Source organism: [Bacteroides] pectinophilus (assembly GCA_025146925.1).
GTDB lineage: Bacteria > Bacillota > Clostridia > Lachnospirales > Lachnospiraceae > Bacteroides_F > Bacteroides_F pectinophilus.
In genome coordinates this window covers 1,239,559-1,251,622 of record CP102260.1, presented here as the reverse complement: position 1 = coordinate 1,251,622, position 12,064 = coordinate 1,239,559, and the positions used below count along the sequence as shown (strand labels likewise).

General features: G+C 42.8%; 10 protein-coding genes. 2 read left to right on the top strand and 8 right to left on the bottom strand.

Going from position 1 to position 12,064, the window contains the following annotated elements; genetic code table 11:
- Positions 1-12 precede the first annotated feature (12 nt).
- Complete coding sequence (dut, locus tag NQ488_05850) at positions 13-456, top strand: dUTP diphosphatase (protein UWN96820.1); 444 nt, start codon at positions 13-15, stop codon at positions 454-456.
- Here dut and NQ488_05845 read toward each other — a convergent pair.
- Positions 439-1,143 (bottom strand): Crp/Fnr family transcriptional regulator, encoded by a 705-nt coding sequence (locus NQ488_05845; GenBank protein ID UWN96819.1) that lies wholly within the window; start codon positions 1,141-1,143, stop codon positions 439-441. The genes dut and NQ488_05845 overlap by 18 nt on opposite strands.
- A gap of 117 nt (positions 1,144-1,260) precedes the next feature.
- On the opposite strand from NQ488_05845, the gene NQ488_05840 reads away from it, so the two are divergent.
- Positions 1,261-1,869: a 4Fe-4S binding protein gene (locus NQ488_05840; protein ID UWN96818.1), complete on the top strand. Its 609-nt coding sequence runs from the start codon at positions 1,261-1,263 to the stop codon at positions 1,867-1,869.
- Between the two features lie 17 nt (positions 1,870-1,886).
- Here the strand turns inward: NQ488_05840 and NQ488_05835 are convergent, their stop codons facing one another.
- From NQ488_05835 to NQ488_05805, 7 genes are all read right to left on the bottom strand, one after another.
- A complete protein-coding gene (locus tag NQ488_05835) occupies positions 1,887-3,230 on the bottom strand; it encodes an MATE family efflux transporter (GenBank protein ID UWN96817.1) in 1,344 nt (447 codons plus the stop codon).
- Between the two features lie 18 nt (positions 3,231-3,248).
- A complete protein-coding gene (locus NQ488_05830; protein UWN96816.1) occupies positions 3,249-6,212 on the bottom strand; it encodes a peptidase M16 in 2,964 nt (987 codons plus the stop codon).
- Between the two features lie 107 nt (positions 6,213-6,319).
- On the bottom strand, positions 6,320-7,447 hold the full coding sequence (dnaJ, locus tag NQ488_05825) for a molecular chaperone DnaJ (GenBank protein UWN96815.1): 1,128 nt from the start codon (positions 7,445-7,447) through the stop codon (positions 6,320-6,322).
- A gap of 89 nt (positions 7,448-7,536) precedes the next feature.
- The gene (gene dnaK / locus NQ488_05820) at positions 7,537-9,408 is read right to left on the bottom strand and encodes a molecular chaperone DnaK (protein UWN96814.1); all 1,872 of its coding nucleotides are present in this window, start codon (positions 9,406-9,408) and stop codon (positions 7,537-7,539) included.
- 42 nt (positions 9,409-9,450) lie between these two features.
- Positions 9,451-10,137: a nucleotide exchange factor GrpE gene (gene grpE, locus NQ488_05815; protein ID UWN96813.1), complete on the bottom strand. Its 687-nt coding sequence runs from the start codon at positions 10,135-10,137 to the stop codon at positions 9,451-9,453.
- Positions 10,070-11,122, bottom strand: a complete 1,053-nt coding sequence (gene hrcA / locus NQ488_05810) for a heat-inducible transcriptional repressor HrcA (GenBank protein ID UWN96812.1) — start codon at positions 11,120-11,122, stop codon at positions 10,070-10,072. Before hrcA ends, grpE begins: the two co-directional genes overlap by 68 nt.
- A 98-nt stretch (positions 11,123-11,220) precedes the next feature.
- Positions 11,221-12,021, bottom strand: a complete 801-nt coding sequence (locus NQ488_05805) for an arginase family protein (protein UWN96811.1) — start codon at positions 12,019-12,021, stop codon at positions 11,221-11,223.
- Between the last annotated feature and the right edge of the window lie 43 nt (positions 12,022-12,064).

Below are 12,064 nucleotides of genomic sequence, written 5' to 3'. Positions count from 1 at the left end.
GAGATTATATTTATGACACAGCAGGTTAGAATAAAGAAATTACACCCGGACGCAGTTATACCTACTTACGGAACACCATTTGCAGCAGGTGCCGATCTGTACGCATGCATGGATTCGTCCGTAACTATTGAGCCGGGCCAGACACAGTTTATACATACAGGTCTTTCGGTAGAGATTCCGGTAGGCTTTGCCGGTCTCGTATATGCAAGAAGCGGTCTTGCATGCAAAAAAGGCATCGCTCCTGCCAACAAGGTTGGTGTTATCGATGCCGATTACCGTGGCGAGATTATGGTAGCACTTCATAACCACTCATCAGAGGCCGTTACTATTGAAAGCTGCGAAAGAATTGCACAGCTCGTAATCACTCCGTTCCTCACAGCTCAATTTGAAGAGACTGATGAACTTGGTGATACTGAGCGTGGTGAAGGCGGATTCGGCTCAACAGGACGTAAGTAATCTAAAATGATTCTTCCTGAAAGCAATTATTCCATCATCCCTCATCCTGCCGAGTTCAGCAGACAGAGCGCTTCTGTCTACGCCAAGATAGTCCGCCATCTGCTGCCGGTTATATGCAATATCGAATTCATCAGATTCGTTAATTTCTGACTGATATGACAGATATGACAGGACACGCTCCCTGATTGATTTGGGAGCCGTGTCCGTTATCTTCTGCATAAGTCTTATATTCTTGGATGCAATCGCCGTCACCAGATTGCTCACAAGCTTCGTATGAAACTGACATGCACCATGGCATGTTGAAAGAACCTTTTCGATTCCTAAGAATAATATCTCACTCTTCTCATCCGCTACGACCTCAGGTATCATGGGAATATTCCTTGCACACGCAAAGCTCTCTGCAAAAAACTCTCCCGGCTTTGCATCTGACATTATATTATAATTACCGAACACATCGCTCTGCCCTATGTGGACTTTGCCGGAGAGAACAACACCAAGCGGAACATTTACATCACCCGTATGGAATACAACTTCATCTTTATCATACGTGCGTATCTCTGCACTCAGGCAGTCCAGCATATTCTCTATTGATTCATCGTCACAGCCTTGAAAAAGTACCGTCTTTTCAAGAAGCCCGTAATATTTCTTCATATCATAATTCTTAATGCTGAATTTCTTAATGCTCATAAATTTATCCTTCCTCCAGCAAACAGTCTTATTATGTTGTTGCAACAACATATTTTATATTATTAATCTATTATACTCAATGCTGTTGATAAAAATTATTGAAATAAGGAGAATTTTATGATAAGAAAGATTATAACTATTGATGAAGAAAAGTGCACAGGCTGCGGTGCATGTGCCAATGCATGCCATGAAGGCGCAATAGGAATGGTGAACGGCAAAGCAAAGCTCCTGCGCGATGACTACTGTGACGGTCTTGGAGACTGCCTCCCTGCATGTCCTGCCGATGCAATATCATTTACTGAAAGAGAAGCTGCATGCTATGATGCCAAGGCTGTCGAAGCTGCCGGCGGCCACAGCGGCGGTTCCAAGATTGGCAACTGGCCTGTCCAGATTAAGCTTGCTCCAATCAGTGCGCCTTACTTCAGCAACGCTGACCTGTTAATCGCCGCTGACTGTACTGCTTATGCACATGCCAACTTCCACAATTCATTCATGGCAAACCGCATAACACTTATCGGCTGTCCTAAGCTCGACATGGTTGATTACAGTGAGAAGCTCGCTGCCATATTTTCATCCAATGAGATTAACAGCATAACTGTTGCGCGTATGGAAGTTCCATGCTGCGGAGGCATAGAATATGCCGTTAAACGAGCAATCGAGGCAAGCGGTAAGGATATAGCGCTGCGTGTCATGGTAATCTCAATTAACGGCCAGATTCTGTATTAGATATTATAATTATTAATCTATCTTGTTACGTTATTAAGCCATCTTCTCTGCTTATATCTTAAAGTTGAGAATGGCACCTTGAGTACTTCATCACTTAAGAGAAGTATATATACGAGCATCGGTGGCACCTTCAGCACAAATGCCGCAATGGCACCTGCTGTTATAGAAAAGCCCCACATGAAACCGACATCTATAAGCAGTCCAAACTTTGTGTCACCGCCTGCTCTGAATATACCGACAACAAGCACCGTATTGTATGACTGGAAAAACACAAAATATGTCATTACAAACATCATAAGTGACAGATACTCTGATGCCTCAGGTGTAAGTGACATAACTGCCAGAAGCACCGGCCTTACAATAAGAATAACCATTGAACCTATTGCTCCCACAATAAGGCTAAGACGTACAAATCTCGTTCCGTATTCTCTTGCAAGCTCCATCTTTCCTTCGCCTATTACTTTTCCAATCATAATTGCCGTTGCATTGGCAATTCCAAGTGCGAGCACTACCGCAAGCTGTCTTGCAACCTGCGCAGCGGAATTGGCTGCCGTCATACTGCTCCCGAGATGTCCGATTATTGCAGTTATCACTGCACACCCGGAACCCCACATAAGCTCATTACATACTACCGGCACAGAGAACTTAACATAGTCCTTAAAGAGAAGTTCATCCTTCTTAAAGAAAGAAAAACTGAATCTGAATACCGGGTTGAACTTTCTGTCATACACTACCACTATTACGAATTCAACAACTCTTGCAAGTAATGTTGCACATGCAGCTCCGACTATTCCCATCGCCGGCAGTCCGCACAGTCCGAATATAAATATCGCATTAAATACGATATTCACTATGAGTGATACAAGATATGTCCCCATTGATATCACTACCCGCTCAATACTTCTCATAGTATTGAGATATACCATGGTCATTGATGATATCACATATGACCAGCACACAATCCTCATATACTTAACTCCAAGTGCCATGACCTCCTCATCATTGGTGAGCAGGTGCATAAGCTGCCATGGAAACGCATATGTAACTACCGTAAAAAGCACTGATACCACAAGACCTATCTTAACCGATATTCCGAGTACCTTCTTAATGGCATCAAGATTACCTTTGCCCCAGTACTGGGCTATAAGAACCGATGCACCTGAAGATAATCCGAAGAATATCAGTGTCATTATATACTGTACCTGACCGGCAAGAGAGCTGGCGGCAAGCGCCTTCTCTCCAACCATGCCAAGCATGAATACGTCAGCCGCCGACACTCCGACATTGATAAGATTCTGCAATGCAAGCGGAATCACAAGTGTCGCGACCGCACGGTAAAAACCTTTTAAATCCTGTCGCATGTTAATTTCCCTGATTCGTTATTTTGTAAGTGCTTCAATCCTGTCAAACATTGCTGAAGCATTCTGTATCTTTCCTGCATTACCTACAACACAGAAATAGTTCTGATCGAGAACACACTGGAGAAGGTCCGCAAGCGCTCTTATACTCTGCTCATCTGCATTTATAATCTCATCTCTCTCCTTCTGGTAATCCTCAACCGTCATATGCGTAAGGTATGCACCGAATGAACGTGCTCCGACAGTTACAGGTGTCATCGGTGTATCTATCTCACCGATTGTTCCTATTATAAACTTAGTCATATCACGCTCACTCACCGTAAAGTTCCTTACAAACTCCGGAGCCTTCTCATATATCTCATTAGTCTTTTCCAGATTAGGATCACGGTATGACAGCAGATAACTGTCACCTCCAAATCCAAAACCACTCATGCAGCCGTATGCTCCACCCTTAACACGCACATTTGTCCACAAATAGTCATATGAGAATATAACCTTAAGAACCCTGAGTGCTCCTGTGTAATCAAACCCGCCTGTCCTGAAGTTACCGCATCTTGCAACGTACTGCACCTGTGATGAGCTTGTAAGTCCAAGGCTTTCCTTCTCAGGCTTATAATCCCTTGCCTCAGGCACTGATGGAACATCCGAAAGTCCCTTCGTAAATGCGTCAAGCGGCTCATGAGCCATTCCATATCCCTTATCATCAGCGGTAAAGCTTACAATCAGATTCTCTTTTATAAATATCTTCCTGACAAGCTGTTCAAGCTTTTCTGCAACCTTTTCCTTCTCTTCGTCAAAATTCTTAAGTATTCTGCACACTTCTGTATAATAGCTGTAGCCGCGGAGACTGTCAGAATACCATGCCGCTTTGGAAAACTGCTTTGACGCACACAGCATGGCGATACTGTGTCCTGCTCCCGCCATCATTGATTCCATGCGTGATTTGCCCATATCAAGAATCTCTTTAAGGCGCTTATAATCACCAAACTTTGTCGTGAACAGCATTTCATTAACAAGCGAGAATGCATCTGCTGCATTCTCATAGAGGACTTTTGCCTTCGTCTCAAAGCGTACATTGACAATGTCAAAATCCTTCTTATCCGAATATACTGCCGCACTTGTATATATGCCGCCCGTCTTAAGGTTAATCTGCGTACTCAGGTCTGCATAGCCGTAATTCTCTGTATCCATGAGACCAAGCACTCCTGAGAGTATTCCTATATAAGGAATGTCTTCCTGACGGACATTACGGCAGTCAAATGACAGAAGTATATATGAAATTCTGTTGGTAAATATATTGTGCCTTATTACCTTTACACCATTGCTCTCATTCTCATCAATATGCAGCGGTGCTGCTTCCTTCTTAATATCTGATATTGAAAGCATAGGTATCGTCTTAAGTTCTTCCTGTGAGCTTGGCTCTTCCTGATATTTCTTAAGTGCAGCCGTACTATTAACAATGTCCTCAATCTGTTCATCCGTAAGTGATGCCTTATATGCAGCAAGCCTGTCACTGACCTGCTTCTCCCGACTCTGTGTAAGATTAGCCTTAGGATTAAGCACAAGCAGCGATGCATGGTTATTATCAAGCAGATATTCCCTGATGATATTCTCAAAATATCCGCTTCCCGAATTAACTTCACGCTTAAGCTCGTCAAAGGTTGTTCCTGCATTAATATGCATAAATGGCTCATTATCATCATAAAGCCAGCTATCCATAAGCTGCAATCCGTACATAAGTCCCTTAGGGAACTGTCCGAAATCAGCCTCACGGTATCTGAATTCGTATACATTAATTCCGGCAAGAAGAGTATCCCTGTCTATTCCTTCTTCTGCCATGTGCTTAAGAACATCCTTTATAATTCTTACAAATTCTTCCTTCTGTTCAGCCGAAGCTCCTCTTGCAATAACCGAATATACTGGCTGGAGGATTGAGTTCTCATAAGAACTGTATACATCAGTTCCTATACCATTATCGAGAAGCGCCTGCTTTAATCCGGCTCCAGGTGCCATTACAAGAGCATAATCAAGCACCTGCATTGCGAGATAAAGCTTGGCATCAAGTGAAGTCCCGACTACTGTGTTATATGAAAGATACGCATTATCTTCAAGCGGCTCGTCCTCTGTGACAGCATAATCATGCTCAACATAAGCGGGTCTTTCGAATGTCTTCTGTATTCCTATGGCAGATTCATCTTCTATTCCCGGAACATCTGCCTTGTCAAATGCTGAAAGGTACTGCTCATCAAGATATCTGAGTCTCTCTTCCATATCCATATCGCCATACAGATATATATAGCTGTTGGCAGGATGATAGAAGTTCCTGTGATACTCAAGGTATTCCTCTCTTGTCAGCTCAGGTATCTTCTCAGGGTCTCCGCCTGACTCGCAGCTGTATGTTGTGTCAGGAAACAGCGACTGGAACGTGTATCTTGAGAGAAGTTCATCCGGTGATGAATATGCTCCCTTCATCTCGTTGTATACAACACCATTATACTTAAGCTCATCCTCCGCATTGTCAAGCTCGTAATGCCAGCCCTCCTGCATGAATATCTCTTCACGCTTATAGATATTCGGATAGAACACAGCATCCATATACACATCCATGATATTCTTAAAATCAGCCATATTGCAGCTTGCAACCGGATATACTGTCTTATCCGGATATGTCATTGCATTAAGAAATGTATTGAGTGAGCCTTTGCATAACTCAACAAACGGATCCTTCACCGGATACTTTCTTGAACCGCAAAGTACGGTATGCTCAATAATATGCTGAAGTCCCGTATCATTATAAGGCGGTGTACGGAACCCGATTGAAAATACTTTGTTTTCATCGTCATTAGATAAAAGTACGAGCCTTGCACCGCTCTTCTTATGTCTCAATAACACTCCGTCTGAATTGAGGTCATCAAGACGTTCACTGCGTACAAACTCGTATCTGCTCATAAGCTCACTATTAATATTATTAAATAAAAATGCCATAATAAAGTTCCTTTCCACATTTCGGCATTCACAAATAATGCCAATATGGATAGTATAACCTTATTACGGCAATTTTACAATATTCAAAAAAACTTACTTAAAATCGCTTACTTAAAAAATCCCTTGTGTTTCTTATCCTTAGGACGCTCCTTACCTGTCATAGTCTGATCATAAGCGCAGAGTGCAGCCTTCTGTTCCTCATTAAGCTTAGTAGGTACATCAACAACAAGCGTTACATAATGGTCGCCCATCAGGCTCTGGCTGCGCAGTGACGGCATACCCTTGCCTTTGAGACGAATCTTGGTTCCTGACTGCGTTCCCGGCTTAACATCAACCATTACATCGCCTGCAACAGTAGGTATTCTTACTTCACCGCCAAGAACAGCCGTAGGGAAGCTTATACTCTCTGTTGAGAATACATTCATGTCCTGACGCTGGAACTTAGGATGCTGTGCAACTATTACTTCAACAAGAAGATCTCCGCGAGGTCCGCCATTGATTCCCGGTTCACCCTTGCCTCTTATTCTTACACTCTGGCCTGAATCAATACCTGCAGGTATTGATACCTGAATCTTCTTACGCTTTGTTATATAGCCTGAACCATAACAGTCAGGACACTTATCCTTTATTATCTTACCTGTTCCGTTACAGTCAGGACATGTTGTAACATTACGAACCATGCCGAACAATGACTGCTGTGTATATACTACCTGACCCTTACCGCCACACTTAGGACATGTTGTGGCTTCTGTTCCCGGCTTTGCACCTGTTCCGTGGCAGGTCTCACACTCTTCCTTGAGATTGAGGTCAAGTTCCTTATCAACGCCCCTGAATGCTTCCTCAAATGTAATTCTGACGCTTGTACGCACATTAGCTCCCTGCATAGGGCCATTGCTTGCACGTCTGCGTGAGCCGCCGCCAAAGAGGTCTCCGAAGATGTCTCCAAAGATATCTCCCATATCTCCCATGTTGTTAAAGTCAAAGCCGCCGGCACCACCTGCACCGCCATCGAATGCAGCATGACCAAACTGGTCATACTGTCTTCTCTTCTCAGGGTCGCTCAATACTGCATATGCTTCTGATGCCTCTTTAAACTTTGCCTCTGCTTCCTTATCCCCCGGATTTATGTCAGGATGGTACTTCTTAGCGAGCTGTCTGTATGCCTTCTTGAGAGCTGCTTCATCGGCATCTCTAGGGACACCAAGCACCTCATAATAATCTCTCTTGTCCGCCATCGTTGTGCTGTCTCCAATCTGATATATTTAAACATGAATAACAGTAAGCCTTGTGGCCTACTGTTATTCTCGAATCATGTTCAGGATGATTATACTTCCTTGAAATCACCATCTACAACATTATCATCTGCCGCACCTGTATTATCTGCTGCACCGGCATCTGCTCCAGGAGCTGCACCTGCTGCCTGCTGAGCCTGTGCTGCCTGCTCATACATCTTTGTGAAGAGTGACTGTGCACTTGTCATCAGCTTCTCCTTGGCAGCCTTAATCTCATCTATGTCTGAATCTGACATATTCTCAGGTGTTGTTCTGTCAATTATATCCTTAAGAGCCTTAAGATCAGCCTCTACAGTTGTCTTATCGTTAGCATCAATCTTATCGCCTGCTTCATCAAGAGCCTTCTGTGTCTGGAATGCAAGTGAATCAGCCTCATTACGTGCATCAATGCCTTCCTTACGCTTCTTATCCTGTGCCTCGAACTCAGCAGCTTCCTTAACAGCCTTATCGATATCCTCATCAGACATGTTAGATCCTGATGTTATTGTGATATGCTGCTCCTTGCCTGTTCCAAGATCCTTAGCTGATACATTAACAATACCGTTGGCATCAATATCAAATGTAACCTCAATCTGTGGGATTCCACGTGGAGCCGGTGCAATACCGTCAAGTCTGAATTCACCAAGCTTCTTATTATCCTTAGCAAACTGTCTCTCGCCCTGTACTACCACGATATCAACTGCGCTCTGGTTATCTGCTGCTGTTGAGAATACCTGGCTCTTCTTTGTAGGAATTGTTGTATTTCTCTCAATAAGTCTTGTTGCAATACCGCCCATTGTCTCGATTGAAAGTGAAAGTGGTGTAACATCGAGAAGAAGAATCTCGCCTGCACCGGCATCACCTGCAAGCTTACCACCCTGGATAGATGCACCGATTGCAACACACTCATCAGGGTTAAGGCTCTTATTAGGCTCCTTACCTGTAAGCTGGCGAACCTTATCCTGTACTGCCGGAATACGTGTTGAACCACCGACAAGGAGTACCTTTGTGATATCTGCTGTTGTAAGACCTGCATCCTTAAGTGCGTTCTGAACAGGAATTGCTGTTCTCTCTACAAGGTCATGTGTAAGTTCATCAAACTTAGCTCTTGTAAGTGTTATATCAAGATGCTTAGGGCCTTCTGCTGTAGCTGTGATGAATGGAAGGTTAATATTAGTTGTTGTAGCACTTGACAGCTCCTTCTTAGCCTTCTCTGCTTCAACCTTAAGTCTCTGCATAGCCATCTTATCACCTGAAAGATCAACTCCCTCTGTCTTCTTGAACTCATCAACAAGATAGTTGATAATTACATTATCAAAATCATCACCACCAAGGTGTGTATCACCATTAGTTGCGAGAACCTCGATTACACCATCACCAATCTCAATGATAGATACATCGAATGTACCACCACCAAGGTCATATACCATAATCTTCTGCTCACTCTCATTATCAAGACCATAAGCAAGTGCTGCTGCTGTAGGCTCGTTGATAATTCTCTTAACATCAAGACCTGCAATCTTACCTGCATCCTTAGTTGCCTGTCTCTGTGCATCATTGAAGTAAGCAGGAACTGTGATAACAGCCTCTGTTACCTTCTCACCAAGGTAGCTCTCAGCATCTGCCTTCAGCTTCTGAAGAATCATTGCTGAAATCTCCTGTGGAGTATACTTCTTATCATCAATTGTTACCTTGTAGTCAGTACCCATATGTCTCTTAATAGAAGAAATTGTCTTCTCTGCATTAGTTACTGCCTGACGCTTGGCAGGATCACCTACAAGTCTCTCACCGTTCTTTGTAAATGCCACAACTGAAGGTGTAGTTCTGATACCCTCTGTATTAGCGATTACTACCGGCTTACCGCCTTCCATTACTGCTACACATGAATTTGTTGTACCTAAGTCAATACCAATAATCTTACCCATTGTATTATCCTCCATATTAAAATCTTATTCTTAAATTCTATATTAATTAGCTACCTTAACCATGCTGTGTCTTACAACACTGTCGCGGTAGGTGTAACCCTTTTGGAACTCTTCAACGATTATATTATCGCCGGCCTCCTCGTCATCAACATGCATAACCGCATTGTGATATTCAGGATTGAATTCCTTGCCCAAAGCCTCAATCGGCTTGACATCCATATCTTCAAGTGCCTTGGTAAGCTGTCTGTATACCATGTTCATTCCTTCTACGAATGCACTTCCTTTATCTTCTTCAGTAACACTTCCAAGACCTCTCTCAAAATTATCTACTATAGGAAGAATCTTCTCTATAACGCTCTTGGCGCCAACCTCATACATAGCTGACTTTTCTTTTTCCGTACGCTTTCTGAAGTTGTCGAACTCAGCCATCTGTCTTGTGAACTTATCCTTAAGTTCCTTAATAGCCTCGTCCTTAGGATCCTTCTTGGCAGACTTATCAGAAGACTTATCATCTTCCTTATCAGCACCATCCGTTGTACCTGCTGCCTCATCAGAAGCTTCATTAACATCTTCAGGTGCGCTCTTGATATCTTCAATCTCTTCCCCGATATCAACATTACCTGAATTCTTCTTCTCTTCGTCCACTTTTATTCCAACCTTTCTATGTTTTCTTGAACACTGTATCGAGCTGTGTCCTGATTGTCTGAAGCGTCTCAACAACCTTCTCATAATCCATTCTCTTAGGACCTATGATACCGATTGTACCCTTAACGCCATCCCTCAATTCATAATTAGCTGTAACAACGCTGCAGTCCTTCATAGTCTGCACCGGCGTCTCACTTCCGATATACACCTGTATTCCCTGATTATCTTCATTCCTAAGTGAATCAGTGATAAGATCTGTCAATCTCTCTTTCTCTTCCAATGTGCATATCAGTTCACTTGCCTTGCTTGAATCACTCAGTTCAGGGTACTTGAAAATATTCGTTGCACCGCTTGTATATATCTGAAGATCATCAGCATTACCGATTGTCTCGGCTATTGCATCTATCACGCACTTGACAAGTTCAATCTGCTCGCCTGCCTGATTCTGCATACGGCTTATTATTCCAAGATTGATTTCCTCGAGCGTCAGCCCGTTCAGAGTGCTGTTCAGAAGCACATTAAGCTTCAGCAGATTCTCAGGTGAAATCTCATTCTTGATGTCAATTACCTTATTCCTTATAAGGTTGCCGTCCATAACTATTACAGCAAGAATCTTATACGGTTCTAACTGTGAAAGCTGGACAAACTTGAGCTTGTTATGATGATACTGCGGTGTTGAAACCATCGTTGCATAATTGGTATCAACCGCAAGTGTCTTTGCCACATTCTGCAAAAGCTCTTCAACTCTGTCCACCTTCTCTGAAAGGAAATCTTTCATCTTCTCGACTTCCTGTTCTCTTCCGGCAAGCTCCTCTTCCTTCTCCTTAAGCATATTGTCTACATACAATCTGTAGCCCTTATCTGTCGGTATTCTTCCGGCTGATGTATGCGGCTGGATAATATATCCGAGTTCCTCAAGATCAGCCATCTCATTACGAATAGTTGCTGAACTGAGATTAAGATCCGCATACTTTGAAATTGTTCTCGAACCGACGGGCTCACCAGTCTCAAGGTAATTCTGAATTATTGCATGTAATATCTTCAGCTTGCGTTCATCCAGTTCATCCATTGCAGCCACTCCTTTTTTATTTGTTAGCACTCATTGTTGTGGAGTGCTAACATTTTCAATACAATTAAGATATCACTGTGATATTCATTTGTCAACACCTATAACAAAAAATTTTTCATTATATTTGAAAAATATCTGTTAACCCCGTTACTTCTTATCACAGCATCATCATGTGCCTGCCCCAGTGATGGTTCCCCACACACATCCATGCCTGCCAGTTCATTGTTCTTAAGTATTGCATTAATATAAGAAGAAACTTCATTCAGCCTCATATCTCCCTGATCCCAGTTAGTACTTACAATTCTCTCATCAAGCACATCCTTATCAAGTGATATATATACCTTGTGTCCTTCCCCCACATACTTATCTGCTGCATCCGCATACATATCTGTATATAGTTCCTCACAGCCGTCAGCACTGCAGTCAAGCATATCAGCAATTTCCTGTCTTGTTATGAAAGCGGCTTTTCCGCTCTCTGTATACATCTTAAGCTCATCCTCCAGTTCATCCGTAAGCTTTCTGTTAACGCCTATAATAAGAACCTTTTCCAGATATCCGTTATTATCAAGTACATTCTTTATCCATCCGCCGCATGATAATATATCTCCGAATGCCGGAGGCTGCATATCAGGGTGATTGTCAAAAACCACCAGTATAAACGGCTCTGTTATCTTATCCAGCCATATACTGCTGACATAATGATAATTGCCTGAATCAATATAGTGAACTGCCTTTACGGGCATATTCCCAATGCGTCCCTTTATCTCAGCTGCCGCATCATCATCGCAATAACAGTCTGTTCCCGTAATATCAGACATATCCATATATATGCTGTTATCATCATGGATAAAATCCTGTCCGCTATATACATTTGAAAAATTCATAATTATGCTGCTCATATCTTCTCCATTACATGCAAATGGACAGCAGCACAACAATACA

What these genes read in the sequence shown, in the direction of transcription:
- dut (UWN96820.1), top strand. Translation starts at nt 13, where the DNA reads ATGACACAGCAGGTTAGAATAAAGAAATTACACCCGGACGCAGTTATA.
- hrcA (UWN96812.1), bottom strand. Translation starts at nt 11,122, where the DNA reads ATGGATGAACTGGATGAACGCAAGCTGAAGATATTACATGCAATAATT.
- dnaJ (UWN96815.1), bottom strand. Translation starts at nt 7,447, where the DNA reads ATGGCGGACAAGAGAGATTATTATGAGGTGCTTGGTGTCCCTAGAGAT.
- NQ488_05830 (UWN96816.1), bottom strand. Translation starts at nt 6,212, where the DNA reads ATGGCATTTTTATTTAATAATATTAATAGTGAGCTTATGAGCAGATAC.
- NQ488_05845 (UWN96819.1), bottom strand. Translation starts at nt 1,143, where the DNA reads ATGAGCATTAAGAAATTCAGCATTAAGAATTATGATATGAAGAAATAT.
- NQ488_05840 (UWN96818.1), top strand. Translation starts at nt 1,261, where the DNA reads ATGATAAGAAAGATTATAACTATTGATGAAGAAAAGTGCACAGGCTGC.
- dnaK (UWN96814.1), bottom strand. Translation starts at nt 9,408, where the DNA reads ATGGGTAAGATTATTGGTATTGACTTAGGTACAACAAATTCATGTGTA.
- NQ488_05835 (UWN96817.1), bottom strand. Translation starts at nt 3,230, where the DNA reads ATGCGACAGGATTTAAAAGGTTTTTACCGTGCGGTCGCGACACTTGTG.
- grpE (UWN96813.1), bottom strand. Translation starts at nt 10,137, where the DNA reads ATGAGAAGGTTGTTGAGACGCTTCAGACAATCAGGACACAGCTCGATA.
- NQ488_05805 (UWN96811.1), bottom strand. Translation starts at nt 12,021, where the DNA reads ATGAGCAGCATAATTATGAATTTTTCAAATGTATATAGCGGACAGGAT.